The organism is Virgibacillus ihumii (assembly GCF_902726655.1).
Lineage (GTDB): Bacteria > Bacillota > Bacilli > Bacillales > Amphibacillaceae > Lentibacillus > Lentibacillus ihumii.
Window position 1 is genome coordinate 108,346 of the sequence record NZ_CACVAN010000001.1, and the last position, 26,316, is coordinate 134,661.

A 26,316-nucleotide genomic window follows, 5' to 3' on the forward strand; every position below is an offset into this window, starting at 1 on the left:
TTGCATACTTCTTTTATCCGGAAATTATAAAAACAGGAGTGCACCAGCGATGTGTTACTCCTGTTTTCATTCACCGAAAAGGTTATTTATTACTATACTTTTGTCCCGCAAGTTTATCCACCAGACACTTTGTAACAACACCCACCAGAAAGTAAAGCGGGGCGGAGTACAAATGCTTCCACGCATGCATCGTATAAATATCCAAAAACACAAAGACAGGTTCCGCAACGAGTACAGCAAACGCTGTTAATACCGCAAGCACAATTAAATACTTTTTCCATTTACTTACATATTGATATAACAGCATGTATCCAACCGGAATGATGGCCAGGTTAATCGAATATGCTTCAATGGAAGGCAGCAGGTGATAGGAGTATGACCATAGGTATGTGGTAAGACCGATTTTATCCATAATTGATGCCATGAAACTCGGGATGAAACCTGCAAGCAGAATAATGTTCAATCTTTTTTTATCGACCAAAGTTACCCAGATTATCCATACCAAAACAGTGATAAGCAACAGAAACCACCATTGGAAGGAAAAGAGTACATTCTCAAAGTAGTTCTGTCTAATTAACTGACCGTATGTTTCCTGCGTTTCATACATTCTTCTGACAAGATCCATCAGGCTGTTCATCCTTCCTAATCAGCTGCTAAGTTTATTATTCATTTTCCATAAGGATATATACACAGTATTAGATTTCCTGTTACAGAATGGGATAGACAAGCCATTTAAGGGGATTCTAAAAGGGAGAAGACTAGGTTTGGGAGTTTTTCACGTGAATAATTATGTATCTGACAATACTGCCAGACGGTATACAGCGCATGTGAGCATTCTTGGAACAACACAGATTCATTTAAGAAGTCCTTCCATCATTGCCTGGTGGAGTGCTGCATATCCAGGTTTTGGGCATCTGCTTTTATCAAAGTACCTTCGGGGATATGTCTTATTTATCTGGGAAGTGATTGTTAATGTGCAGGCAAATGTGAATTTAGCGATTATATATTCGTTTCAAGGCAATTTTGAGATGGCTGCAAGTGTCGTGGATACTAGATGGCTGTTAGTCTATTTACCGGTTTATATTTTTGGAATTTGGGACAGTCATCGAACAACGGTAGATATGAATAAGGTGTATGTATTGGCGGTGCATGAAGAGCATCGTTTTAATTCATTTAGTCTTGGTGCATTGGAGATCAACTATCTGGATAAAAGAAATCCTTTTATGGCAGTGTTCTGGTCACTTGCTGTACCAGGACTTGGACAACTTTACATTCATCGGATCATGACAGCCTTCTTTGTTATTTTTTGGACTGTTCTTTTCTTTTATTTATCACATAGTATTGAAGCCATCACATATTTATTTATGGGTGAAGTTCAGCAGGCGACTTCTGTTTTGAATCCTGAATGGCTGCTTATGCTGCCCTCGACATACGGATTTGCGGCGTTTGATGCGTATATGAATACCGTTGAGAATAATAAGCTGTACAATAGGGAGCAGCGGAGGTTTTTGAAAGATAATTACCAGCAACCAGGATTCCAAATTTCAAACGAGTTAAAGGTGAAGTGATTAATATGCAAGTATTTTCCACTTTTAATCATAGCATTTACTTGGAAATGGCTATTTCAACGCTGGAAAAAAGAGGAATTACACGGGAAAGTATTTATGCGATTCCACTTGATAACCGAGCCGAGGATCGAAAAATGTTTGACAGTATCCATACTTCTGACGGAACGTCACTCATTGATATTGGGGCGGCGCTGGCCACGGGTTTTTCAGTAGTTGGAACAAGTATCGGATTTGAGTTAGCCTGGGGGCCGATTTGGTGGGGACTGATTTTTGGCGCAATTGGGTTTGCTTTGGGGTTCGCAATCAGACTTTTTACGGAAAAAATCATTAAAAAACGAAAAAGGCTGTTAAAAGGGAAAAATTCAGAGATGATTTTAATTATTGACTGCGGAGAAGAACAGGGTCAACTGGTGGAAGAAATTTTGTGGGAACACTTGGCACTGGGGGTGGGCATGGTTAAATAAAAGCAGGATTACGTCCCTCCGATTTCACTTCTTAAACAAATTTCTTTCCAATCCCACATGATTGTATTAGCATTGTTTAGGTGATCATGTGAGGATTTAACAATTGGAGGAAGAACCGATGTCCGACCGCAATAAAGGCATTATATTATTGTTGGTGTCTGCTCTGGGATTTTCACTCATGGGAGCATTTGTAAAGCTTTCGGGTGATTTGCCGACAGCACAAAAAGCATTTTTTCGCAATATTGTAGCGGCTATAATTACAGTAGGCTTTGTACTGCATCATAAAGAAAGGTTGTTCGGGAAAAAAGAGAACCAGAAACTGCTGCTTGCCCGTTCTGCATTAGGCACGGTTGGTATTGTATTGAACTTTTACGCGATTGACCGCCTCGTTTTATCCGACGCTGAGATGCTGAACAAGCTCAGTCCGTTCATCTTGATTTTATTTTCCGCAATTTTCTTGAAAGAAACAGCCCGCCGGTTTCAGATTATTTCTGTAATCGTGGCGTTTATAGGAGCGTTATTCATCATCCAGCCGGAATTTTCGGTGGAGATTTACCCGTACATCGTTGGCGTTTTCGGTGCTGTATTCGCTGCCGGCGCGTACACATTCTTACGTGTTTTGGGAAATAAAGAAAAATATTATACCGTCGTCTTTTATTTTTCGTTTTTCGCAACAGTTGTCCTGCTGCCGTTTACAATCTTCTCATATGAACCGATGAGTTTAACGCAGTGGGTTTACCTTATTTTGGCAGGAGCTTGTGCAACTGCGGGTCAATTCGGGATTACGCTTGCATATAAATTTGCACCCGCTAATGAAATATCGATTTTTTTCTATTCAACCGTCGTTTATTCGGCATTGTTAAGCATCGTTCTATTCGGTCAAATTCCGACGATGCTGAGCGTTTTAGGCTATTTCATTATTTTCGGTGCCTCGTTCTACATGTTCCTGAAAAATAATAAAATGGACTTGGAGAAGTCCAAATAGGAGACAGGGCAGTATCTTATGATGCTGTCCTGTTTTTAGTGTTAAGGATATTATTTTCTTCTGCGCGGCATATAATCAAATGTAATCTGCTAATCAGTTTACAATAAAAAATTTTCAGGAACAGGTACATAGGAATTATTTTAAAGGGAGTGGAGGCTCATGAAAATACTGGTTACCGAGTTAATGTGGTACGATGGGATTGAAGAGCTTAAGCGAAATGGTCATTCCGTCGATTATGATAAGCAATTGGGACGCAAACGAACTGAACTGCTTGACTTGGTTCCGTCGTATGACGCCCTCATTGTTAGGAATGAAACGAAGGTCGATCCGGAATTACTGGATGCGGCGAAAAACACAAAAGTAATCGGTCGGCTTGGTGTTGGATTGGATAATATTGATTTGGAAGCAGCAAAAGCAAGGAATATGCCGGTCATTCCTGCTGTCCATGCGAATGCAACGTCTGTTGCCGAATATGTAATGGCTGCTATGATGGATGCTTCCCGCCCATTGAATAATGCTGATGCTGATGTTCGGAAAGGGAACTGGAACCGCAAACGTTTTACCGGAAATGAATTGAACGGTAAAACAGTGGGACTTGTCGGCCTGGGTGAAATTGGCCACCGTGTCGCGAAAAGAGCCAAGGCGTTCGGAATGGATGTCATCGGTTACGACCCGTTTGTTACGCCGTTTGATCACATTTTGGCGGAAACCGGGGTACGGTCAGTGGATGAGCTTAACGAATTACTCACCGAATCAGATTTTGTTTCGGTGCATGTTCCGCTGACAAAAGCGACCCGGCACATGATTAACAAGGAAAATTTTCCTCAGATGAAATCCCATGCATATGTGATCAATTCAGCACGCGGCGGGATTGTACATGAACAGGATTTGGTAAGTGCTGTACAATCGGGTAAAATTGCCGGGGCATATCTTGATGTGCTCGAGACTGAACCGGTTGAGAAGGATTCCGCGCTTGCTCAAGTTGATTCGATCCGTCTGTCACCGCACATCGCCGGATCAACTGAAGAAGCCCAATCCAGAACCGCAATGCTGATTGCCGGAGAAGTGATGAAAGTCCTTAACGGTGGAAAATCCCTCTGTGCGGTTGTATGATTTAGGACTTAATTAATTGGAAAAGCAAAAAGTCCTGTATCGCTAAAAGGCGGTGCGGGACTTTTTGTATTGGCGGAATATCATCCAGCGGGATGCACGCGGTATGTTATTTTGATAAATAGTTGCTTCTTCTTTTGTCAGTTAACTTCACTGTATTTGCTGTACTTATGATTAATAATTGTATAAATGATTTTTTTGGCGATCGGTTTCATTTGGGAATTTTCCCGGTATTGGACGTAAACCTTGTTCGATATTGTATCAATCTCTGTAATATGCCTGACAGATACGTCCTCTTGATAGCGTATGTCAGTACCCAGTTCAGGAATAATTCCAATACCTACCTCATTTGCGACTGCTTTTAAAAGCATCTCATTATTGGCAACATCGATTCGGGTCATATGTTGTGCATCCAATAATTGTCTGTCTATCATATTCCATAAGGTGGAATTTCGTTTATAACTAATGATTGTTTCCCCCGCTAAATCTTTCGCGCAAAGCTTCTCTTTATCAGATAGACTGTGATTTTTCGGCAGTACACATACGAGATTATTATCAAAAAGGTATTCTGATGTAAAATCAGGATTCTTGGATAATATTTCTCTTGTGAAAATAAGATCAATGTCCCCGGATAGAGCACTATCATTTAGGCTGACTGAATCGTATCCCTCTATGATTTGAATATCGATATTCCGTTCAGACTGAATAGTTTTTAACAGTTCGGTAATGAAGGAATACGAGTAACCTGGAGAAAATCCGACTTTTATGCTTGGAGCTTTAACCATATTGGGAACTTCTTTTGAATGATCAATATAGATTAATATATTTTTAGCGTAATCAAAAAACAGGTTGCCTTCCTTTGTAAGAAAGATTTCATGTCCTATCCGAGTGAAAAGTTCACAACCGAGAATATCCTCTAATGCTTTAATACGTGAAGTTACCGTCGGCTGGGTAACATTAAGGACTTCAGCGACTTTGGAATAACTCCTGTGTTGTGCTACAGCTAGAAAGGTCTCCAGTTGACTTTCATTCATCTCTGTTCGCCTCCCGAACATCCAATTTATTGAACTCTAACTTTATAGAAATCGCTTTCAAATCAAACCCTTATTTAATGCTATTTAAACAAAATCAAAATGTCAATAAAGGGAACAGAAAAATATAAGAATAAATTATTTTTAGAAAACCGTATAAAAGTTTTTTTGGAATTGCTGTAAAAACTAAAAAAACTTCAATTGGAATCAGAATTATCAGTCATCTATAATACTTGGTAAGCCACTTAAAGAAAAGTCGACTTAGTTAAACATGTTTCGCAATAAAGGTGGTTTTTTTAAATGGTAAATGAAAGTGCTTACAGCTATTTTCTTAAAGGAAGGGCGCGATAATGGAAGATAAATTGTCGGCATACACGCCTTGACTACAGGGCCGCCCAGGGATTTGTTTCCTGAGGCAACACGCTTTAAAACCGATCGAAATGGAGGGCTTTATATGAATTTCAATGATATGGATGGTTATATTCATGACGACATCGATAAAAATGAATTCTTAGTTCACAGGAGCGTATTTACCGACCGTGAAATTTTGGCAAGAGAACGCGCTGAAATTTTCAACAAATGCTGGTTGTTTATCGGGCATGAATCGGAAGTTCCTGAAAAAGGCGATTACAAACGGAAAAAAGTAGGCGGCCGCAATTTATTGCTGGTACACAGCCAGGACGATGAGATCAGAGTACTGTACAATACATGTCCGCATCGTGGTGCACTTGTCTGCCGGGAAAATGAAGGGAACTCCAGAGTTTTTCGTTGTTTCTATCATGCCTGGAGCTTTAAAAACGATGGAAGTCTGACGGGTATGCCGGGTAAAGATGCATTTCCGGATGATTTTAATGACGATGGCGCGAAAGACATGAAAGCGGTTAACCGTTTTGAAAGCTATCGTGGCTTCATGTTTGTCAATTTTGATGATGATGCCATTTCATTATACGACTATTTGGCGGATGCAAAAGAATATCTTGATCTTGTTGCTGATCAAAGTGAAACAGGCATGGAAGTCCTTGGAGGTATTCAGGATTACAGTGTCAGAGCCAATTGGAAACTGTTGGCAGAGAACAGTGCTGACCTCTATCATGGCCTGCCGACACACAAGACATACTTTGATATTAAGCAAGAGCAGGATCCTAATCTGAAAAAAGTAGGACTGCATGGTACAGGTAAATCACTTGGAAACGGTCATGCGGTGGTTGAATACACAGCACCATGGGGAAGACCTGTTGCCCAGTGGACTCCAATTTGGGATGAAGATCTGAAACGTGATATGGAGAAAATGAAAGAGCGCTTAACCGAAAGATTTGGTGAGGAACGTGCTGACCGGATCGCGAATTGGAATCGTAATATCATCATTTTTCCTAACTTGGTTATTAACGACATTATGGCCGTTACGGCAAGAACATTTTATCCGTCATCGCCTGGTTATCTGGAAGCTACTGCGTATGCGCTAGTTCCGAAAGATGAAGATATGGTGCATCGGATGGCCAGAAACAATAATTTCCTGGAGTTTCTTGGGCCAGGCGGATTCGCAACGCCGGATGATAATGAAGCATTGGAACTGTGCCAGGAAGCTTATAACAATAATCAGGAAGTTCAATGGAATGATGTTTCCAGAGGAATGTTACGCGGAGAGGAGAACGCTCTGGGGACAGATGAACTGCAAATGAGAAGCTTTTGGCGTGAGTTTGACGCACGAATGAAAAAGTCATTGCAGAAGGAGGTTACCCGGGTATGACAGTAAAAACATTGGAACGGCAGGATGTTGTCGATTTTCTTTATAAGGAAGCTTATTTACTGGATGAATGGAATTTGAAAGAATGGGCTGCATTATTTACAGATGATGGTACGTACAAGGTTCCGCCGCTGGGTGACCCGGATGCCGATGCACGAACATCATTGTTCTTTATTCATGATGACCGGAAACGGATCCAGGATCGGGCGGAAAGATTGCTGAAGAAAGAAGCACACGTGGAGTATCCGCATTCAACCACCCTTCGAAACTATCATAATATTATGGTGGACGATCTGGAATCTGACGTTATATCAGTGGCATGCAATTTCGATTGTCACCGGACGAAACGAGAAGTGGTAGATTCATTTATTGGCAGGAGTTTCTATGAGCTTGTTCAGCAAGACGGTCAGCTTCGAATTCAAACTAAAAAAGTTGTACTGAAACTGGATAGTCTGCGACCGCATGGGAAAATAAGCCTTATTTTATAATGTAAGGCTGATCTGACAGGGAAAAAGCCAGGGAGCTGGGATAAAACAAATATGTATATAAGAAAAGACGAACGATACTCTACTTTAGCGGAGGAAATATGCGTAGACTCCTGCGGGAGGAAAGGCCTAGGTGAGACTCTGAGTGCGTAGTACGAAGAGGCTCAACTGCCGCCCGCGGAAAGCGAAGTATATTTCCGGAGCGGTTGAGTCCACCATTTTCCCAGTCTCACCGGGTTTTACCAATAGCATGTTTTTAGCATTGGAGGTATGACGAAATGGATAATAACAGCGAAGTATTTGATATCACCATCGTCGGCGGAGGACCAGTCGGTTTATTCACTGCTTTTTATGCAGGGATGCGCCAGGCAAGCGTGAAAATCATTGAGAATCTTCCGGAATTGGGCGGGCAGCTTACCGCATTGTATCCAGAAAAATTTATCTATGATGTTGCCGGCTTCCCGAAAATTAAAGCGCAGGAGCTGGTGAATCAGCTGACAGATCAAATGCAGCAATTTGAAAATGAGATTTGCCTGAATCAGGAAGTTCAACATGTCACGAAAGAAGATGGCATTTTTAAAATATCAACAAACTCCCAAGTTCATTATTCCAGAACAATTATTATAACCGCCGGAAATGGTGCCTTTAAACCAAGAACAATGAAACTGGAAAATGAAGAACGATACGCTGATACGAATCTTCATTATAAGATTGACCAGCTGGATGATTTTAAAAACAAGGAAGTATGTGTTTTCGGCGGCGGTGATTCCGCTGTGGACTGGGCCCTGATGCTGGAAAAAACAGCATCCAAAGTTTCGATTATTCATCGAAGGGATAAGTTCAGGGCGCATGATTACAGTGTCAAACTGATGAAGGAATCGTCAATTGATATTCTAACGCCTTACGTACCTGTGGAGTTGGCCGGTGAAACTCACATTGAAAATATCAAGCTCAAGCAGCAAAAAGGTGATGATATTCTACACGTGGAAGCTGATGATTATATTGTCAATTATGGTTTCATATCGAATCTTGGACCAATTAACGATTGGGGCTTAGCCATTGAAAAAAATCAGATTCTTGTCAATTCAAGAGCGGAAACGAACATTCCGGGCATCTATGCTGTTGGCGATGTCTCAACATATGACGGCAAGGTGAAACTGATGGCAACCGGGTTTGGCGAAGCACCAATCGCAGTGAGCAGTGCAAAGGTATTTATCGATCCGAAAGCGTCGTTCACTACTGCACACAGTACTACGATTATGGAAAAGAAAGAGAAGAAGGAAAAGAAGCAGAAACAAAAAGTTGCTGCCTATTAAAATAAAATACAGATTCAACTGGAGGTAATGCATAATGTCTAAAGTTAAAGAAGAAGTTCAAAACGAAACATCTGCCCAGCAGCGTCTGGAGGAATATTTGCGTACGGTGGCCCATATTGGTCATGTCGAGATTGGTGTTACCAAATTTGAAGATTCATTATGGTTCTACACAGAGGTTCTAGGTCTTGTTTTAACCGAAAAAGAAGAGGGTCGTGCATATTTAAGAGCATGGCAGGATTTTGATCATTATACACTGGTACTGCAGGAATCGGATAAATCAGAAGTTAACCGCATGAGCTGGCGTGTAGCGGCAGAAGAATCCCTTGATTTGTTTGAAAAGTATCTGAAGGACCAAAATATTGAGTTTCAACGAATTGAATCGGGCCAAAAGAAGGCGCTTGGAGATGCACTTCATTTTAAATCACCGACTGGATTACCGGTTGAATTGTATTGGGAAAAAGATTTATTTGAAACGGATGACCCAAAATTGCAGTCACAGCTGCCGAGTCACCCAAGCAAATATAATGTAAAAGGTGTTTCGCCTCGTCGTTTTGACCACGTCAATATCATGGTTGATGATGTTCAGAAGGAGCAGGAATGGTGGACTGATTTCCTCGGTATTCATCATCGCTATTACATTCAGAATGAAGAAGATACCCGTTTGGGATCATGGTTGAGCAGAACGAACATTGCCCATGAAATTGCATTTATGCGTAATGCCAACCAGAACGGTGCTGCTTTTCACCATCTGGCGTACTTCCTGGATTCTCCCGACGAGCTGATTCGTGCTGCCAATATCATGGCTGAAAATGGTATTGAAATCGAATGGGGCCCTGGAAAGCATGGAACAAGTGGTGCACAGTTCATTTATGTATTTGAACCATCCGGACACCGTGTGGAACTTTGGACCGGCGGATTTCTGATTTTTTCACCAGACTGGAAAGCCATTGAATGGACTTCAGATGTTGGAGAATTAGGTCTGGAAATGTGGGGAAGTAAACCACCAAAATCCTACTTCACTTACGGTGTTGATATCGGAGAGTAAAACATTGGAAGAGAGATAGATGCAACGGCTGTCTATCTTTCTTCCAGTGTCAGCAATCATAACTTTATGGTTGGCTTTATAGGATAAACATCGGCACACGCTATAAGACGAGGCGGATGCCGGTTTTTTCCAAAAAAATTATGAATGCTGGGGGAGTTCGTGTTGAGTCAAAATATTAAAGTAGATTTTCATACGCATGTTATATCCGAGGAATTCCTGAATTTAGCTGAAAAATATGGGGAGGACCGCTGGCCTGTTTTAGAGAAGACATGTGATTGCGGCGCCAATATTATGATAGCAGGAAAGAAATTCAGAGAAATTACCGATCACACGTGGAATCCTGAACAACGAATCAAGGATATGGACAAAGAAGGAATTGATGTCCAGGTATTATCACCAATTCCGGTTACCTTCAGCTACTGGTCTGAACCTGAACAGGGGCTTGAAATGGCCCGTTTTCAAAATGATTTTATTGCATCTGTTGTGGATGAGTATCCGCACCGGTTTGCCGGACTCGGAACGGTTCCACTGCAGGATGTCGATCTGGCCATTAAAGAAATGGACCGGGCTATCCACGAACTGGGGTTGAAAGGAATTGAGCTTGGAAGCAATGTCAACGGCAACAATCTTGATGATCCATCATTGCGGAAGTTCTTCCAGTATGCGGACAAATGGGAAGTCCCACTGTTCATTCACCCATGGGCGACAATGGGACGGGAACGCATGCCGCGCCATAACTTCATGTATATGGTCGGAATGCCTTCTGAAACAGCGTTGGCAGCCGGAAGCATCATTATGAGCGGAATGCTGGACGAGTACCCGAATTTAAAAATATGTTTCGCACATGGGGGCGGGTCATTGCCATATTTGCTGCCACGGATGGATAAAGGCTGGAATGTCTGGCCGCAAATCAGAAAAACGGAACATCCGCCAAGTCATTATGCGAAGCAGTTCTATTACGATACACTGGTTTACGATACGCAGAACTTGCAGTATATGCTGGATCGTTTTGGTGCAAATCGGATTATGGTAGGTACTGATTATCCATTTTTACTGCGTGAAGCACCGGCGGGTGATATTGTGGAACGCCTGACAACTTTGAATGAAGATGATAAAAACAGCATCAGAGGCTTGAATGCATTGGAATTTTTGAATCTTGATAAAGAAACATTTCAGCTAGCCCCTGATAAACGGAAACAACATTCGTAAATAAGGGAGGAGATTGACATGGCTTTTGTAATAACATCACCTTGTAAGAATGAAAAATCGGGGGAATGTGTGGAAGTTTGCCCTGTTGATTGTATAGAAGAAGGAGAAGACATGTTTCACATCGATCCGGATATTTGCATTGACTGCGGCGCATGTGAAGCTGCATGTCCAGTTGAGGCAATCTATATGGAAGATGAGGTACCGGAAGAAGAAAGTGAATTTATCAGTCTGGCCAGGAAGTTTTTTGAGTAGCTTTGACAGGTTACGAAAAGCACGGGATCACCTGAACCAAATTTATAATCATCTCAGAAAAGTTGAACTCATCCAAAGAGGGTTCAGCTTTTTTAGTAGTTCAATAATCCAATTTTTTACAAACTCGTACAAGGTAAAAGGTCCCGGAAAAACAATCATCGCTACATACTAACCACTTTTCTTAATATAAAAAATAGGTCGAATTATATCTACAATTAGTTATTCCCTTCGTATATAATCGAAAACAAACGAATGGAGGAGGGGATTTTAAATGAATAAGAAATGGGTCGTTCCAATGGTTCTTTCTGCCGCGATGATTACAGCACCAATGGGTTCTTTTGCACAAGAAGCAAGTGTAAATGATGTCAAACAGGTGCAGGAGCAAATGCAGAAACAAAAACCAGCCAGCCTGAACGTACCTGTGTTTGTGACCGAAAAAGATCTTAAGCAAAACGCACAGAAGAGCGCGGGGGTTTTTGTCGGGAATAACAAAAAAACCCTCAACATGAAAAACGCAAAAGGTAATTTTAAAGTAAAGGAAACGAAAAAGGATAAGCTTGGCATGAAGCATGTAACACTGCAGCAAACGATTAACGGTGTTCCTGTGGAAGGCAGTGAGATTATCGTTCACTATGGGAAGGGTGAACAGGTAAAAACGGTGAATGGCTATTATAATCGGGTAGCTGGTCCCGCTGCTTTATCTGTTAAGCCGTCCATATCAAAAGAACAGGCACTGAAAACAGCAAAGGCCACAGTATCTGCCCCTGATGTTTTACCGTATGAACCTAGCGTTGAACTTGTGGTTTACCCCTACAAAGGGGAAAACCATTTAGTATATAAAACAAACGTGAACTTTCTGGGGAAGAAGCCGGGTAACTGGTATGTGTATATCAATGCAAAAAATGGTGAAGTGATTGACAAAATCAATACCATCATGGACGTGGGACAATATAAGAAGGCAACAGGTTCCGGATTCGGAGTGCTGGGAGATCACAGGAAACTTCATATTTCCCATAAGAATGTTCCGAATGATGGGAAAGGGACATTGTTTTTTCTGAATGATATCTCGCATGAAAATCTGGATGGAATTCGTACTTATGATTTTAATAATCAATGGAGCGGTCAATTACCAGGTGACTTGTATTCCGAGAAAGACGCAGCGTTCCATGACACATACGACAGGGCAGCGGTGGACGCGCATTACAACTCCGAAAAAGTGTATGAATATTTTCTGGAGGAACATAACAGAAATTCGATTGATGGAGAAGGAATGGCGATCATTTCAACCGTTCATTTCGGGAAAAATTTCAATAACGCATTCTGGAATGGCCAGCAAATGACGTATGGCGACGGTGACGGAGACTTTTTCATTCCACTTTCCGCAGGTTTGGATGTTGCAGCGCATGAAATGACACACGGAGTCACGACACATACAGCAGGATTGCAATACCGTTTTCAATCCGGGGCACTGAATGAGTCTTTCTCGGATATTTTTGGTGCACTGGTGGACGAGGAAGATTGGGAAGTAGGCGAAGACATAATGGGTGATGAAGCAGTGGCATCAGGCAGGACCTCCCTGCGCAGTCTGAGCAACCCGAATAAATATATGGTTGCGGAGGAATACGTGCCATATGGTGACGGCAGCGGCACATACCCGTCGCATATGGACCAGTTTTATGATTTACCGCTTGAATTGGACAATGGCGGCGTCCACATTAACTCATCCATTTTCAACCATGCCGCATATTTGATTGGAACAGAAATCGGAAAGGACAAGCTTGGGCACATCTATTACCGTGCTTTGGCACACTATTTAACTCCGACATCCAATTTTAGTGATGCCCGTCGTACGGTTGTACAATCCGCTGTTGACCTTTACGGTGAGAACAGCGCTGAAGTACAAGCTTGTATTGATGGTTTTAATGAGGTTGGAATTAAAAAATAATACATTCTTTATCCCCTGTTCAGCACCTAAGCTGTGACAGGGGATATTTGTGTAATAGACTATCAAGCTGTTTACAATTGTTCAATTTTACCGGCAAGATTAAAATCTTTTTCCGTAATGCTGTCCTGATCATGTGTTCTGAGTGAAAGTTTTACGTTATTGTATTGGATTAAAATATCAGGATGATGATCAGCTTTCTCGGCGAGCTCCCCAACGGCATTTACGAACTTCAGGGATGCGTTAAAATCATCAAGCTGATAGGTTTTTGTCAGATGACCATCCTGCATCTCCCAGCCGGAAACTTCTTTTAACTTTTCATTAATTTGAGTGTTATCCAACTTTAATCGCCTCCTCACATAGTTATCGTACCCTTTGAATGCCAGCCATAAACACATTCCTTCATTATCAGGACAATTCAAGTAACCGTTTTTCGATTCTTTGTTTCTTCTCATTTTTAAGTCTCTTTTGTGTGTTCGTTCTATGTGTATAAATTCCGGGGTAAAATCCACACTAAACCAATGAACAATTTTCACTGCGCTGGGGTGATTGTAATGAAATATAAGAAGCCGAAGCCGTTGACAGATAGGATGAAGCGCTGGAATCAGTTTGAATCAGGGGCTGACTCAGAAACTGATACGGGAAAAACGTCAGACAACGGACGATTATCAGACAAAAAATCACCCCCAGTCGATAAGCAATCGACAAGCAATAATCAAAAATCCAACACTAAGCTCATATCCGGCAAAAGCCGTAAGAAAGAGTCCTCTAAACCGAAATCTGAAAAAGCAGTTATTCAATCAGAACCGTTAAGTGAAAAACTAACAATTAATGAACAAAAACTGCGTGACAGTTACCAGAATTGTTCCGACGTTATATTTCGGACTTTTTATATAAACGGAGACAGAAAAGCTCTGCTGGTTTACATTGATGGCTTGTCCAACATAGATGAAATTGATGATAGTGTGTTATCACCACTAATGAATACGAATGATGAGACAGAAACTCAAGTGACTGAACTTATCCAAAAAAATGTAGCGGTATCCAGTGTGAAAGAGTTAAAAACATATGAAGATTGTCTGAATGAAATTTCTTCTGGAAATCCGGTCATAATTGTGGACAATAGCAAAATATCCTTTTCACCAGGGCTTTCCAAATGGGAAAAAAGGGCAATAGATAAACCTGAAGCTGAAAAGGTGGTCAGAGGACCACGCGAGGGTTTTATTGAAACGCTTTCTGTCAATACGTCCATGCTCCGGAGAAAAATACAAAGTCCTAAATTGAAAATGAAATCAATGCAGGTGGGGAGATACACTAAAACGACACTTATCGTTACATATGTTGAAGGTATCGCAGACAAAACGTTAATTGAAGAAATTCAAAACAGATTAAAACGAATTGATATAGATGGGATTCTGGAAAGCGGTGTTGTAGAAGAATTTATTGAGGATAATCCCTATTCACCTTTTCCGCAGGTTCTTGCTACCGAACGTCCGGATGTCGTTGCTGCAAACCTTTTAGAAGGACGCGTTGCGATTATGGTTGATGGGACACCGTTTGTCATCGTGATGCCTATAACTCTCTATTCATTGCTTCAATCAAATGAAGATTATTATGGGCGCTTCATGATTGGCACGGCCATACGCTGGCTTCGTTATTTGTTCCTGGTCATATCCCTTCTGCTCCCGTCATTATATGTTGCCGTTTTGACTTACCACCAGGAGATGGTTCCCACGTCGCTATTAATCAGCATGGCAGCGTCCCGGGAACAGGTGCCATTTCCTGCACTGATTGAAGTGCTAATAATGGAAATTACGTTTGAAGCACTTCGGGAAGCGGGTCTCAGGCTCCCCAAACAAGTCGGCTCCGCAGTCAGTATTGTTGGCGCCCTGGTCATTGGTGAAGCTGCTGTTTCTGCCGGGATTGTTTCAGCACCAATGGTCATTGTCGTTGCGATTACTGGAATTGCTTCATTCACAATTCCAAGATATTCAGCATCAACGGCGTTCCGCATGCTTCGGTTTCCGATGATTCTGCTTGCAGGTACATTCGGTCTGCTCGGGATAATGTTAGGTATCATCCTAATCATTGTTCATTTGTCTACACTGCGTTCATTTGGGGTTCCATACCTTAGTCCGATGGCCCCTATGATGCCGGACGATATGAAGGATGTTCTTGTTCGCGCTCCATGGTGGAAACTGGATTTACGGCCGCATTTCACTGGGAAATATAATAAGTATCGGCAGTCCTTGAATCAAAAACCGAAATCGTCTCGCGGCGGTGAAAAATAAGCAAAAAAGTGAGTTGACCCCAATGATTGAAAAGGGAAAAATCAGTGCTGTTCAGATGGCTGTGCTCATATATCCGACAATCATGGCAACAGCAATTCTTATTGTGCCTGCAATTAGCGGTAAATTTTCAAGGCATGATATGTGGATTACCCCTATTTGGGCTTCTATTGCGGGTTTTTTGGCGGTTTATATCGCCTGTCAGCTGCATAAACGATTCCCCGGGCAGACAGTTATTCAATACAGCGAAGAAATTGTCGGACGTATTCCCGGGAAAGTGCTCGGGTTTGTGATGTTATTTTTTTACTTGCACACAAATGGGGTAATCATCAGAGAATACAGCGAATTTGTAGTCGGGAATTTTTTGCCTACTACACCTCAAGTAATTGTAAATGGGAGTATGGTATTCGTTTGTGGATTGGCTGTCCATGGCGGAATTGAAGTTATGGCAAGAAGCGCCCAAATTTTTGTTCCTGTCGTAGTTGTTCTGTTTCTTTTCATCGTTGTTTTACTTATTCCGTCATTGGAACCACAGAATATATTGCCGATAATGGCCGATGGAATAATGCCTTCAGTGAGGGGTAGCATCATACCGGGGGGGCTGGTTTGCGGAATTTTTTCTGGTCGCATTTTTGCTGCCTTTTGTAGGTAGAAAAGAAAAATCTATGAAGTGGGGGATGATTACCGTGCTGCTTGTTATGCTGACACTATCGGCTGTTAACTTCATAACATTATCCTTATTCGGTAATCTGACTTCGACCTTTACCTATCCTTTTATGAATGCTGTCCGCTACATAAGCATTGCTGAATTTCTGCAACACCTGGAGTCCGTTGTAATGGCTATTTGGGTAGCAGGTACATTTGTTAAAATTTCTGTATTCTACTATGCCATTGTTCTTGGTGCAGCACAATGGCTGGGATTATCGGATTACAGGCCGATTGTTTTTCCTATTGGATTTCTGCTCGTTATGATGAATATTTGGTCGGCGGAAAATTTACAGCAGCTTACCCATTTTATAAGTACCAGCTGGACGATTTATTCGTTTTTCATTCAATTGTTGATTCCACTATTTTTGCTTGTAATCGCCGGTATAGGGAAAAAGAAAGTTAAAGGGGATGCCGGGAAATGAAGCGACTATGTATTTCCATTCTGCTGCTTTTCTTCCTAACAGGCTGCTGGGACCGGATTGAAGTTAATGATCTGGCCATCGTGGTCGGAACAGGTCTTGATAAAACAGAAGAAGGAAAAATTCAGCTTTCTGTTCAAATCATAAATCCCAGTGCCAGTGGAGGGGGTAGTACTGGAGGGAGTAGTGGCCAGCAAGGAACCGGTCAGTTGACGACCGTTGAAAAAGCGATTGGCAAAACGGTCTTTGATGCAAAATCAAAATTGCAGGAACAAGTATCCCGAAAGCTTTTTTGGGGCCATAATCGTGCTATCATCATCGGTCAAAAAATGGCCGAAAAAGGCATCAGAAAACACATCGATTTTTTTGCCAGGCATCCGTATCCAAGACTGCGTGCATATGCATTTGTGACAACTGAAAAGGTTGCTGATGTGTTGAAAGTTATACCTGACCTTGAGCGCAGTTCATCAGAGGTTGCGCGGGAATTATCCATTTTAAAGGTTGGAATGAGTGTGACAACAATGGAACTCCTTAAAATGCTGCAAGGTAAAGCAAGGTCCACCGCGCTGCCAATTGTTGAGATTGAACGCGAACCGCCGGGAACAGAAGGTCTTCGTATTAGTGGAACTGCTATATTTAGAGATGCTGCAATGGTCGGACAGATTGATGATAAAGTGACCAGAGGGATTTTATGGCTGCGTGATACGATCAAAACTGCCTCGGTAACGATTCAGCCAAAAGGCGTGAAGGGTAACATTTCGTTTCATATACTCCGGTCCAGTACACAACTGATTCCAAAGATTAAAAACGATAACTGGAAACTAGTTGTACAGATTCATTCATTGGACGATGCCGTGGAAAATGAAACAAAACTTGATCTGATGAATCCGGATATTGTCAGGAAACTTGAAACACAACTTGAAAATGCTGTTGATGAACGGATCAGACTTGTACTGGAAAAGGTTCAAAAGGAGATGGGAGCGGACATATTCGGTTTTTCGGAGGCGTTTCATCGACACTATCCGGATAAATGGGAAAAGGTGAAAAATCAGTGGGACCAGAAATTTCCGGAAGTTGAAGTCGTCATTAAAAGTAACATTGATATTAAGCGACCTGGGCGATCTACTGCACCACAGGGCGTACCACCGGATGAGGTGATTGGTAAATGAAGCTGGCAGCTCTTATTGGAATCCTGATAGTAACCTTGTTGTTCACGTTGTATACCTGGCCAAAATTGAATAAGGACCAACGGAAAGAAAAACGCGCTTTTATTGTTTTGACCGTTATGGCGGTTTTTTTGGCTGTGACTCTGTTATACTTCCCAAAATTACCAGGACCGACGGAATTAATTGACTGGATATTTAGACCGCTGGGGAAGGTGTTGAAGATGTGACAAAATCGTTATGCTTACCAAAACATGCTGGAACGAGGTCTTCAAACGTATGTCGTATTTATCCACGTTTTTGGAGCGGATATCCACGAAAACGCGTTTGATATTCACGATTCCGAACCGGATATCCACGATTTCAGGTGTTATATCCACGAAAAGCGCAATTAGCCTCACTAGGTTTCCAACAAAATTCCTTCGTTCCGCAACACCTGACATGCTTTGTCCAGCTGTTCTTCCGTATCAGCCTCAATTGTGTGCAGGTGCACGCCGTCTGTGAGTTTGGATAAGAGTGATGCTTCGGTCTGTTTTAATTCATGCAAAAAAGCATCGACATCCATTCGGCTTTTAATCATTAATGAGCCGGTTAAATCACCATAAATTGGGTGCTCGACCATCACATTTTTGACTGTTATTCCATGGTCTACAAGCGTGTTCAGCTCGAGTCCGGTATCTTCCAGCCGGTGATTGACTGCAATGATTCGTGTACATTTAGCGGATTGGTTATTTTCCGCAGCATAAACATATCCGCGCGCCGTGGCTATAATCGGCTCGCCCTTAGCTTTTAAAAGGGATACATCCTGGACTATTACCTGTCTGCTTACATTTGTTTTTTTTGCTAAAACAGTTCCGGAAAGCGGCTTGGTATTTTCTTTTAGCCAAGTCAGGATCAAATTTCGTCTTTTTTCACCCAATATTTTCGTTTCTTCACCCATAAAAAACACCTCGTCATTTATCGTTACCCATATTATAGCAAACTGATGGCTCCGTTCATAAAAAAATCTTGAATTGGTGTCGTAAATGTGTAACTATATATATGTAAAGACACATGTTAAGGAAATCGTAAAGGGGAGCATATAAATGTCCAAACAAAAAGGAAAATTCAGCTGGGGAGTGCTGATTGCGGTTTTAATTTTATTGGCATACCTTCTGCCATATACCCTTTTATCAGGAATTGAGGCCTGGTATGGCAGCTTTTTGCTATGGGGTATTATCGGTATTTTAATTATTTTGGCTAACATCATGGTAACAAAGGATTGGGGGAAGTGAGTTGACTACGAATCTGGTAATCTGGGGAATTATTGCATATTTTTTATTGGCAATTTTGGTTGCATTGATGTCAAGACGTGGTAACCGTTCTGATATGTCGGGATTTTTTCTGGGCGGCCGCAACATGAATGGCATTCTGTCAGCACTAAGTTACAGTGCGACAACTTACAGTGCGTTTATGATGGTAGGTCTCGCCGGACTCACCTATACAGGCGGAGTCGGTGCGCTCGGGTTTGAAATCGTCTATTTCACCGGAGTGTCACTTGTCGCATTGTTTGGACCGCGTTTTTGGCTGGCCGGGAAAAAATATGGCTATGTATCACCATCGGAAATGATTGGCGGGCGCTATGAAAGCAACAAGGCAGCCGCGGCTATTTCACTTGTCAGCTGTCTGTTTCTGATTCCATATTGTGCTGTTCAGCTCGCCGGGGTGGGCTACCTGTTGCAGGGAATTACCGGGAACGCGATTCCGTTTACGGTCGGTGTTGTGCTTGCGACAATGTTGGCGATTTTATTTTCGTTCGTGGCAGGAATTCGTTCCGTCGTATGGACCGATTCGCTGCAAGCAATCATCATGATTATCACGTCAACCCTCGTGGTGCTGCTGGTAATTCAGGGACTTGGCGGATTTGGACAGTTTTTTGAAAACCTGCAGTCACGTCATCCGGAGTCACTGGCTGTTCCGGGTAATGGTTATTTTAACTTTTTAACATTCCTCGGGCTGACACTGCCATGGTTCTTTTTCAGTTTGTCCAATCCTCAGGTGAGTCAGCGGTTGTTCATGCCGTCCTCATTGAAAGGTCTGAGGCAAATGCTTATCGGCTTTCTGATCTTCGGATTCATTTATACGTTTGTATCGGTTCTGTGGGGATTTTCCGCGTTGCAAATGTTTCCGGATCTCACAACAGCGGATTTGGCAACACCGAAATTGCTGTCATCTGAATTGGTGCCGCCAGTGCTTGGTGTCGTCGTGATGGTCGGAATTCTGGCTGCCGCGGTTTCGACAATCGATTCGATCATGCTGACACTGTCGTCCATGTTTGCCCGTGATGTATACGGAAATTCGAAAAAGCGTCCTGACGACGCGAAACAATTAAAGGTCGCCAAAGCTGTCATCCCGGTCATCGCTGTGCTGGCATTTGCGTTTGCAGAATTAGAGCTTAACCTGATTGCGGTACTGTCAGTTGCTGCCTCATCAGGATTGATTGTTGTGGTTCCGTCAATCATCGGTGCATTTTTCTGGCGTCGTGGCACGGCAGCCGGGGTTATTTCAAGTGTAACGATCGGAGCATTGCTCGTACTTGTCCTGGAGTTTTTCGGCATCAAACCATTTGGCCTTGCCGCTGGAATTTGGGGATTGCTGGTTTCGTCTGTTATATTTGTCGGCGTCAGTCTAATGACCCGTGCTCCACTGGAAAAAGCTGATGCATTTATTAATATTTTAAAAAAAGAACGTAATCAGGCGAGAAAGGTTTCTTGAAGATTATTTGACAAAATCGGGTGATGCTGCTGCCCGATTTTTTTGTTTTCTGACACCATTTGGGCTTGTCAAAAAATCATGTGAAAAATTTTGATAAAAAAGCAGGACTTTTCGGGGATGACGGCGAATTAGTATCTAAATTAAATAAGCAAAGGAAGTGCGCAACTTGATAATCAAACCACTTAAACCGCCACTTATAATGCAGCAGACCGAAGCTCTCAGCAGGCGGCTGCACCCCCATCACTTTAAAAAGGCGGAGGTCGATGAAAGTGCCCGCAGATTACGGGCAGGATACAATGGTGAAAAATCACTCGGCTTCCATTTAAGCTTCCTCCAGGCATAACGTACGAATTCTCGATGATAATGACTTTTTTCAGATGGACAATCTGATCAATTCCCGCCAACTTATTCTTATTAATGAGGTGAAAAACATCTCCGGCACCGTTATCTATGATGAATTTGGCCAGGCAATTCGCATTAAGGAAAATGGCAAGGAAGAGAATTTTGGAAATCACCTCGAACAAGTGAACCTCCAGCACTTCAGGCTGCTTCGTCTGATGAAAGACTATAACCTTCCCGCAATTCCTATCGAGAAGTTGATCACTTACAGCAATCCCAATACTATCATCAAAAGTGTTACCAACAATAAGGCCGTTGCGAATATGGTTATTCATAAGGAGCAGCTGCTGACGAGAATATCCGATTTTGGAGAGAAGTACTGTGCATTATGCTAAACGAAAGAGCAGCTTCAGTTATTATCTGATTTGCTGGTTTCGCTGCATACTCCGAAAAAAGTAGACATTCTGGAAAAATTTCACGTGAAGCAGGAGCAGATCAGGCGCGGCGTTATTTGTCCGGAGTGCGATGCGCTGCCGATGATATATGCGAATGCCAAATGGAATTGCACGGCATGCGGGTCAACTTCAAAAGTCGCATATTTGGATGCGCTGAGGGAATTAAGTCTCTTGTTTGGTGAGGAAGTAAGTAATAAGCATGTAAGGGAGTTTTTACAGTTGGATAATATGAATGTGGTATATCGTATATTGAAAAAAGCAGGCTTTGAGCGATTGGGGGTTAATAAGGGTACAAAATATATTCTTAAATTTGAGTGAAAAACTGAAATCGTGGATAACAGACATATAATCGTGGATAAATGCTTCAAAAACGTAGATATCCATCTGAAAAACGTGGATATCCGGAATCAAATCGTGGATAAACCCGAAAATGAAAGTTCAATAGCATAGAGCAGCAGACCATCTCACAAAAAGCTCTAGTTTTATACTATAATAGAAACATAGATTCGAACGGAAAAGGGGAGAGAAGGATGAAGTTTTTTCACACGGCGGATTGGCATTTGGGGAAGCTGGTGCAGGGAGTTTACATGACGGAGGACCAGCGTTATATCCTGGAGCAGTTTCTGGAGGCTGTTAAAAAAGAACAACCGGACGCAGTGATTATTGCCGGGGATTTGTATGATCGGGCGGTGCCGCCGACGGAAGCGGTACACCTGCTGGATGAGGTGCTCGAGACGATTGTGCTGAAACTGAATACGCCGGTGCTGGCGGTTGCCGGGAACCATGATAGTCCGAGCCGGCTCAATTTTGGCAGCCGGATAATGCAGCAAAATGGCTTTCATATCGTTGGGAATTTCAGTGCGGAGACAGAGCCAGTAGTCCTTCGCGATGCGCATGGCGAGGTTCATTTTCATCTGGTACCATATTGTGACCCGAGTGTTGTCCGCACAACGCTGGACGATCCGGAGATTCGCAGTCACAATGATGCTGCACGAAAAATCATCGGCAACATCAGTGAAACGATGGATGCAAATGCGCGCCATGTTTATGTTGGACATGCCTTTGTGACACCGTTTGGCGAGGAAGAAGAGAACACAAGTGATTCGGAACGCCCGCTGTCCATCGGTGGAGCAGAATATGTCGACGCTCATCATTTCGGGCCATTCCATTACACGGCGCTGGGTCACCTGCACCAGGCGCACCATGTGCTGAATGAAACTGTACGTTATTCAGGCTCTATTTTAAAATATTCCATTTCGGAAGTACATCACGCAAAAGGTTTCCATGTTGTCGAATTGGCTGCTGATGGAAGTGCAGCTGTTGAAAAACGTGAACTGACACCGCGACGGGATATCCGGCGGGTTGAGGATACGTTGGAAAATTTGCTCAAACAACCTGTCAACGATGATTATGTTTTTGTCCGGCTGCTTGATGAAGCTCCTGTTTTATCTCCGATGGAGCGGATCCGATCGGTGTTTCCGAATGCGATGCATGTTGAACGGGGAAATGTCATGTTTTCGCCAGATCAGCCGGAAACTGCAAATCGTGCAAATCGCAGCGATATGAGCGACCTTGATCTTTTCCGTGCATTTTACAAGGAAGTAAAAGGTGACGAAGCTTCAGCAGAAACGGAAGCAATCTTTAAGGAAGTTTTGGAGGAACGTTTGCAGGAAGAACGCGAAACAATGCCCGCAAAAGAAACGGTAGAAAACTAGGGAGAAAGGGGGAAAACGATGAAACCATTGAAATTAACGATGACAGCATTCGGTCCATACAAGGGTACGGAATCCATTGATTTTACGGATCTTAATCCGTATAACCTGTTCGTTATTTCCGGAAATACCGGTGCGGGGAAGACGACGATTTTTGACGGGATTTGTTTTGCATTGTACGGCAGTGCCAGTGGAACGGACCGTGAAGATAACCGGATGCTCCGCAGTGATTTTGCTTCTGATGATACACATACTGCTATTGAGCTGGAATTTGAAATGAATGGCAGGCATTACCGGATTCTCCGGCAGCTTGGGCATGTAAAAAAAGGAAACAAGTCCAAAACCGGTGAACGCTTCGAGTTTTTTGAACAAGTTGACGGCAGGGAAATACCGTGTGTTGACAGGCAAATTGTGTCGGAAATCGATAAAAAAGTGGAAGCGATTATCGGGCTGACGCAGGATCAGTTCAAGCAAATTGTCATGCTGCCGCAGGGTGAATTTCGCAAACTCCTGACATCGCAGACAGAAAATAAGGAAGCGATTTTACGGAGACTTTTCAAAACGGAGAGTTACAATCAACTGAATCAGCTATTAAGGGACAAAAAGAATCGTGTCGAGCAGGGTTTTAAGCAGGCCCGGCAATCACGGGACCACTACGTGCAAAGCATACATACGGCGTTGCCGGCACGCGAGGAATCTGATCTTTTTTACGTGCTTGCCGGGCAGTTCTACAACATCAATCAGGTTGTCACTGGACTGGAAACGGAAACCGAATATTACGCACGTAAAATGACCGCTGACAAGCAAGCCTATCAGGAAGCGTATCAGAAGCATGACAAGAAACAGAATGAATTGCACCAGGCAAAGGTACTCAATGATCAGTTTGCAGATCTTGATAAAAAACGAATTGAACTAAACGATCTCACCGGGCAGGTGCGGACGTACAAGGAAAAAGAAAGGCAGCTGGAAAAAGCAGAGCGTGCAAGCCTTCTGGAAGTGTATGAGAAGCAGGTAGCCGATTGGAAAAAGGATGAAAACGCCAAAGCGGAAGTGTTAAAGCAAGCTGAAACAACAGCGAAATCAGCAAAAGAAAAGCGTGCCCAGGCTGAAATTTTCTATCAGCAGGAGGAAGGGCGAAAAGCAGAGCGTGAAGAAAGCAGTCGGCAGCTTGATCGGTTAAAAGGGTTTATGGAACCGGTAAAGGATCTGGATAAACGAAAAGAAAAGCTGGATCGACTCGCACAACAGGGCAAGAAAGCTGGTGCGGACCTGAAAAAGGTACGCACCGATCTTCAGGAAAAAGTCACCACGGTGGAAAAGTACGATAAGCAAATTATCGAAATGGACGAAGCGGTAAGCCAACTTGCTGATAAAAAGCAGCTGCGGGTGGATATGCGCGAGAAATACCGCGCTGTCGAGGCTTATTTGACTCTTTATAAGCAGCAAGATTCATTGCAGAAGACGGTGGAGAAGCAGAAGACGGCATATTTGTCGACGCAAGAGGCATACACGGAAAAGGAAACTGCCTGGCTGAACAATCAGGCAGTTGTCCTTGCAGGGCATTTGCATGTTGGGGAAGCGTGTCCTGTCTGCGGGAACACCGAGCATCCGCGTAAAGCAGCGGCAAAGGCTGAAATGGTGACACGTGATGAGCTTAATTCCTTGAAAAAGGATCTTGATGAAAAAGACAGGGCATACCGGGAAACAGCGGCAGAGTTGAAATCTGTTTCTGCTCAGCTGACTGAAAAAAATCAGGAGCTGGACACTCATTCGATTCAGGCAGAGAATGTGACTGTTGTCAGGGATGAGCTGCTCGAAAAAGGCAAAGAGCTGAAGGCCAAAATAGAAAACCTGGAGAAGCGAAGCAAGGAATTAAAACAGTATAAGGAAGATTTAAAAATTGTTAAAGAACAACAACAGCAGCTTGAAAAGCAAAAAGAGCAGCACGAGAAAAACTATCATGAACTTCAAGCAAGTTATCGGGAGGAAGCCGCTGTCTACAATCAGCATTTGGATAATATTCCCGAAGAAGTGCGAACGCTGAATGCGCTGGAAAAACAAATTCATTCAACTACGGAACATAAAGCAAAACTCGAAAAAGCGTGGGAGGATGCGCAACAACAGCTCCACCAGGCAACAGAAGCCGATACCAAAGCAGCATCAGACCTGACTCATGCACAACAGCAGCTGGAGGAATCGAAGGAAAAACTTGCGAAAGCTAAACAGCAATTTGACGAAGCGTTGCGGGAGGCATCTTTTGAATCTGAAGAGGATTACCAGCAGGCTAAAATGCCGCAAGTGGAGCGGCAGGAATGGAAGGAATCGATTCAACGCTTCAATGAGAACCTGACTGCGAAAAAACATCAGGTAAACGATTTGGCTGAAACACTTAAAGATAAAGAGCGGGTTGATCTGACAGTACTGCAGGAGCAGCAACAGGAGCTTAAGGATGCATATGAAGCAGCTTATAAGACGTTTAAGGATTCGGAAAAATATATGGATGAGGCATCAACAATAAAGCAACTTATTTTGGAGGCACACGAGCAAGTAGCCGAACGTGAAAAAGAACTTGCTGCGATTACCGATTTGTATGATGTATTGCGTGGGCAAAACAGCCAAAAAATATCCTTTGAGCGTTACCTGCAGATTGAATATTTGGAGCGGATTATCGAAGCAGCGAACAGCCGCCTGAAACGTTTATCCAATGGGCAATTTTATCTGATGCGCAGCGACCGGCAGGAGTCACACGGAAGACAGAGCGGACTTGCATTAGATGTTTATGATGCATATACCGGACAAACCCGTGACGTTAAAACATTGTCAGGCGGTGAAAAATTTAATGCGTCACTCTGTCTCGCTCTCGGTATGTCTGATGTCATCCAGAATTTCCAGGGTAACATCACAATCGATACAATGTTTATTGATGAAGGATTTGGCACATTGGATGAAGAATCTCTGAATAAGGCAATTGATACACTGGTTGATCTGCAGCAGTCCGGCCGCATGATTGGTGTTATTTCGCACGTTCAGGAACTGAAAACGATGTTTCCGGCAATTCTGGAAGTGCAAAAAACAAAAGAAGGACACAGTCGGGCTAATTTTATGGTGAAATAGTGGTCCGATGGAAAGGAAAATGTCGATTAATGCAGCCTTTTTTTGGCAAATACTTTCATATTTGTATAGGCGCAACTTCGGCATTCGCCCGATAATATAGCGAATGCCAAAGTTTTCTAAGAAAAAATGTAGAATTTTTCCGAATACTCCTCAGAAAAATCCAGTTCTTTTCGAAATGTATAAATGCACATAAATAAAATGGATTAAAGAGGA

The 26,316-nt window shown here is 42.8% G+C and carries 26 protein-coding genes; 22 read left to right on the forward strand and 4 right to left on the reverse strand.

Going from position 1 to position 26,316, the window contains the following annotated elements; genetic code table 11:
• Positions 1-82 precede the first annotated feature (82 nt).
• Entirely contained in the window at positions 83-625 is a 543-nt protein-coding gene (locus HUX68_RS00600; RefSeq protein ID WP_174612828.1) for a CBO0543 family protein, read from the reverse strand.
• Between the two features lie 154 nt (positions 626-779).
• On the opposite strand from HUX68_RS00600, the gene HUX68_RS00605 reads away from it, so the two are divergent.
• The 4 genes from HUX68_RS00605 to HUX68_RS00620 all read left to right on the forward strand — a co-directional run bounded on the left by HUX68_RS00605 (position 780) and on the right by HUX68_RS00620 (position 4,130).
• On the forward strand, positions 780-1,568 hold the full coding sequence (locus HUX68_RS00605; RefSeq protein WP_174612829.1) for a hypothetical protein: 789 nt from the start codon (positions 780-782) through the stop codon (positions 1,566-1,568).
• Positions 1,569-1,573: 5 nt separating this feature from the next.
• The gene (locus tag HUX68_RS00610) at positions 1,574-2,032 is read left to right on the forward strand and encodes a hypothetical protein (RefSeq protein ID WP_174612830.1); all 459 of its coding nucleotides are present in this window, start codon (positions 1,574-1,576) and stop codon (positions 2,030-2,032) included.
• Between the two features lie 118 nt (positions 2,033-2,150).
• Positions 2,151-3,017 carry a DMT family transporter gene (locus HUX68_RS00615; RefSeq protein ID WP_174612831.1) on the forward strand — a complete coding sequence of 289 codons (867 nt, stop codon included), beginning with the start codon at positions 2,151-2,153 and terminating at the stop codon, positions 3,015-3,017.
• Positions 3,018-3,176: 159 nt separating this feature from the next.
• Positions 3,177-4,130 (forward strand): hydroxyacid dehydrogenase, encoded by a 954-nt coding sequence (locus HUX68_RS00620; RefSeq protein WP_174612832.1) that lies wholly within the window; start codon positions 3,177-3,179, stop codon positions 4,128-4,130.
• Positions 4,131-4,267: 137 nt separating this feature from the next.
• Here HUX68_RS00620 and HUX68_RS00625 read toward each other — a convergent pair whose 3' ends face one another.
• A complete protein-coding gene (locus HUX68_RS00625; RefSeq protein ID WP_174612833.1) occupies positions 4,268-5,161 on the reverse strand; it encodes a LysR family transcriptional regulator in 894 nt (297 codons plus the stop codon).
• A gap of 451 nt (positions 5,162-5,612) precedes the next feature.
• Between HUX68_RS00625 and HUX68_RS00630 the strand changes: the two genes are divergently transcribed.
• The 7 genes from HUX68_RS00630 to HUX68_RS00660 all read left to right on the forward strand — a co-directional run bounded on the left by HUX68_RS00630 (position 5,613) and on the right by HUX68_RS00660 (position 13,154).
• Positions 5,613-6,905, forward strand: a complete 1,293-nt coding sequence (locus tag HUX68_RS00630; protein ID WP_246206579.1) for an aromatic ring-hydroxylating oxygenase subunit alpha — start codon at positions 5,613-5,615, stop codon at positions 6,903-6,905.
• On the forward strand, positions 6,902-7,390 hold the full coding sequence (locus HUX68_RS00635; RefSeq protein ID WP_174612834.1) for an aromatic-ring-hydroxylating dioxygenase subunit beta: 489 nt from the start codon (positions 6,902-6,904) through the stop codon (positions 7,388-7,390). Before HUX68_RS00630 ends, HUX68_RS00635 begins: the two co-directional genes overlap by 4 nt.
• Positions 7,391-7,665: 275 nt before the next feature.
• Positions 7,666-8,703 (forward strand): NAD(P)/FAD-dependent oxidoreductase, encoded by a 1,038-nt coding sequence (locus HUX68_RS00640; protein ID WP_174612835.1) that lies wholly within the window; start codon positions 7,666-7,668, stop codon positions 8,701-8,703.
• 34 nt (positions 8,704-8,737) lie between these two features.
• The gene (locus HUX68_RS00645; RefSeq protein ID WP_174612836.1) at positions 8,738-9,748 is read left to right on the forward strand and encodes a VOC family protein; all 1,011 of its coding nucleotides are present in this window, start codon (positions 8,738-8,740) and stop codon (positions 9,746-9,748) included.
• Positions 9,749-9,910: 162 nt separating this feature from the next.
• Positions 9,911-10,957, forward strand: coding sequence for an amidohydrolase family protein (locus HUX68_RS00650; RefSeq protein ID WP_246206580.1), 1,047 nt, complete (start codon positions 9,911-9,913; stop codon positions 10,955-10,957).
• Between the two features lie 18 nt (positions 10,958-10,975).
• Entirely contained in the window at positions 10,976-11,209 is a 234-nt protein-coding gene (locus HUX68_RS00655; protein WP_174612838.1) for a DUF362 domain-containing protein, read from the forward strand.
• A 271-nt stretch (positions 11,210-11,480) separates the two neighbouring features.
• Positions 11,481-13,154 carry a M4 family metallopeptidase gene (locus tag HUX68_RS00660; RefSeq protein ID WP_174612839.1) on the forward strand — a complete coding sequence of 558 codons (1,674 nt, stop codon included), beginning with the start codon at positions 11,481-11,483 and terminating at the stop codon, positions 13,152-13,154.
• Positions 13,155-13,225: 71 nt separating this feature from the next.
• Here the strand turns inward: HUX68_RS00660 and HUX68_RS00665 are convergent, their stop codons facing one another.
• A complete protein-coding gene (locus HUX68_RS00665) occupies positions 13,226-13,492 on the reverse strand; it encodes a 4a-hydroxytetrahydrobiopterin dehydratase (RefSeq protein ID WP_174612840.1) in 267 nt (88 codons plus the stop codon).
• A 213-nt stretch (positions 13,493-13,705) separates the two neighbouring features.
• Between HUX68_RS00665 and HUX68_RS00670 the strand changes: the two genes are divergently transcribed.
• From HUX68_RS00670 to HUX68_RS00680, 4 genes are read left to right on the forward strand one after another with little or no spacing between them, the layout of a single operon-like run.
• Positions 13,706-15,442, forward strand: coding sequence for a spore germination protein (locus HUX68_RS00670; protein WP_246206581.1), 1,737 nt, complete (start codon positions 13,706-13,708; stop codon positions 15,440-15,442).
• 22 nt (positions 15,443-15,464) lie between these two features.
• Positions 15,465-16,091: a GerAB/ArcD/ProY family transporter gene (locus tag HUX68_RS19485; RefSeq protein ID WP_343033589.1), complete on the forward strand. Its 627-nt coding sequence runs from the start codon at positions 15,465-15,467 to the stop codon at positions 16,089-16,091.
• Positions 16,092-16,104: 13 nt separating this feature from the next.
• Positions 16,105-16,569 carry a GerAB/ArcD/ProY family transporter gene (locus HUX68_RS19490; RefSeq protein ID WP_343033590.1) on the forward strand — a complete coding sequence of 155 codons (465 nt, stop codon included), beginning with the start codon at positions 16,105-16,107 and terminating at the stop codon, positions 16,567-16,569.
• Positions 16,566-17,735, forward strand: a complete 1,170-nt coding sequence (locus HUX68_RS00680) for a Ger(x)C family spore germination protein (protein WP_174612841.1) — start codon at positions 16,566-16,568, stop codon at positions 17,733-17,735. Before HUX68_RS19490 ends, HUX68_RS00680 begins: the two co-directional genes overlap by 4 nt.
• Before the next feature lie 394 nt (positions 17,736-18,129).
• Here the strand turns inward: HUX68_RS00680 and HUX68_RS00685 are convergent, their stop codons facing one another.
• Positions 18,130-18,669, reverse strand: a complete 540-nt coding sequence (locus tag HUX68_RS00685; protein ID WP_174612842.1) for a transcription repressor NadR — start codon at positions 18,667-18,669, stop codon at positions 18,130-18,132.
• A gap of 145 nt (positions 18,670-18,814) precedes the next feature.
• Between HUX68_RS00685 and HUX68_RS00690 the strand changes: the two genes are divergently transcribed.
• The 7 genes from HUX68_RS00690 (at position 18,815) to HUX68_RS00720 (ending at position 26,103) form a co-directional block, all read left to right on the forward strand.
• Positions 18,815-19,003, forward strand: coding sequence for a hypothetical protein (locus HUX68_RS00690; protein ID WP_174612843.1), 189 nt, complete (start codon positions 18,815-18,817; stop codon positions 19,001-19,003).
• A 1-nt stretch (position 19,004) separates the two neighbouring features.
• A complete protein-coding gene (locus HUX68_RS00695; protein WP_174612844.1) occupies positions 19,005-20,483 on the forward strand; it encodes a sodium:solute symporter family protein in 1,479 nt (492 codons plus the stop codon).
• 166 nt (positions 20,484-20,649) lie between these two features.
• Positions 20,650-20,826 (forward strand): hypothetical protein, encoded by a 177-nt coding sequence (locus HUX68_RS00700; RefSeq protein ID WP_174612845.1) that lies wholly within the window; start codon positions 20,650-20,652, stop codon positions 20,824-20,826.
• A 34-nt stretch (positions 20,827-20,860) separates the two neighbouring features.
• Entirely contained in the window at positions 20,861-21,217 is a 357-nt protein-coding gene (locus HUX68_RS00705; RefSeq protein WP_174612846.1) for a nuclease-related domain-containing protein, read from the forward strand.
• A gap of 84 nt (positions 21,218-21,301) precedes the next feature.
• Positions 21,302-21,595 (forward strand): hypothetical protein, encoded by a 294-nt coding sequence (locus HUX68_RS00710; protein WP_174612847.1) that lies wholly within the window; start codon positions 21,302-21,304, stop codon positions 21,593-21,595.
• A 212-nt stretch (positions 21,596-21,807) separates the two neighbouring features.
• On the forward strand, positions 21,808-22,992 hold the full coding sequence (locus tag HUX68_RS00715) for an exonuclease SbcCD subunit D (protein ID WP_174612848.1): 1,185 nt from the start codon (positions 21,808-21,810) through the stop codon (positions 22,990-22,992).
• A gap of 18 nt (positions 22,993-23,010) precedes the next feature.
• Positions 23,011-26,103, forward strand: a complete 3,093-nt coding sequence (locus tag HUX68_RS00720) for an AAA family ATPase (protein WP_174612849.1) — start codon at positions 23,011-23,013, stop codon at positions 26,101-26,103.
• Positions 26,104-26,316: the final 213 nt, after the last annotated feature.

Bases quoted from the DNA above. Each gene is read 5' to 3' on its own strand.
- HUX68_RS00600 (WP_174612828.1), bottom strand. From the start codon at position 625: ATGGATCTTGTCAGAAGAATGTATGAAACGCAGGAAACATACGGTCAG.
- HUX68_RS00610 (WP_174612830.1), top strand. From the start codon at position 1,574: ATGCAAGTATTTTCCACTTTTAATCATAGCATTTACTTGGAAATGGCT.
- HUX68_RS00615 (WP_174612831.1), top strand. From the start codon at position 2,151: ATGTCCGACCGCAATAAAGGCATTATATTATTGTTGGTGTCTGCTCTG.
- HUX68_RS00620 (WP_174612832.1), top strand. From the start codon at position 3,177: ATGAAAATACTGGTTACCGAGTTAATGTGGTACGATGGGATTGAAGAG.
- HUX68_RS00625 (WP_174612833.1), bottom strand. From the start codon at position 5,161: ATGAATGAAAGTCAACTGGAGACCTTTCTAGCTGTAGCACAACACAGG.
- HUX68_RS00630 (WP_246206579.1), top strand. From the start codon at position 5,613: ATGAATTTCAATGATATGGATGGTTATATTCATGACGACATCGATAAA.
- HUX68_RS00635 (WP_174612834.1), top strand. From the start codon at position 6,902: ATGACAGTAAAAACATTGGAACGGCAGGATGTTGTCGATTTTCTTTAT.
- HUX68_RS00640 (WP_174612835.1), top strand. From the start codon at position 7,666: ATGGATAATAACAGCGAAGTATTTGATATCACCATCGTCGGCGGAGGA.
- HUX68_RS00645 (WP_174612836.1), top strand. From the start codon at position 8,738: ATGTCTAAAGTTAAAGAAGAAGTTCAAAACGAAACATCTGCCCAGCAG.
- HUX68_RS00655 (WP_174612838.1), top strand. From the start codon at position 10,976: ATGGCTTTTGTAATAACATCACCTTGTAAGAATGAAAAATCGGGGGAA.
- HUX68_RS00660 (WP_174612839.1), top strand. From the start codon at position 11,481: ATGAATAAGAAATGGGTCGTTCCAATGGTTCTTTCTGCCGCGATGATT.
- HUX68_RS00670 (WP_246206581.1), top strand. From the start codon at position 13,706: ATGAAATATAAGAAGCCGAAGCCGTTGACAGATAGGATGAAGCGCTGG.
- HUX68_RS19485 (WP_343033589.1), top strand. From the start codon at position 15,465: ATGATTGAAAAGGGAAAAATCAGTGCTGTTCAGATGGCTGTGCTCATA.
- HUX68_RS19490 (WP_343033590.1), top strand. From the start codon at position 16,105: ATGAAGTGGGGGATGATTACCGTGCTGCTTGTTATGCTGACACTATCG.
- HUX68_RS00680 (WP_174612841.1), top strand. From the start codon at position 16,566: ATGAAGCGACTATGTATTTCCATTCTGCTGCTTTTCTTCCTAACAGGC.
- HUX68_RS00685 (WP_174612842.1), bottom strand. From the start codon at position 18,669: ATGGGTGAAGAAACGAAAATATTGGGTGAAAAAAGACGAAATTTGATC.
- HUX68_RS00690 (WP_174612843.1), top strand. From the start codon at position 18,815: ATGTCCAAACAAAAAGGAAAATTCAGCTGGGGAGTGCTGATTGCGGTT.
- HUX68_RS00705 (WP_174612846.1), top strand. From the start codon at position 20,861: ATGGACAATCTGATCAATTCCCGCCAACTTATTCTTATTAATGAGGTG.
- HUX68_RS00715 (WP_174612848.1), top strand. From the start codon at position 21,808: ATGAAGTTTTTTCACACGGCGGATTGGCATTTGGGGAAGCTGGTGCAG.
- HUX68_RS00720 (WP_174612849.1), top strand. From the start codon at position 23,011: ATGAAACCATTGAAATTAACGATGACAGCATTCGGTCCATACAAGGGT.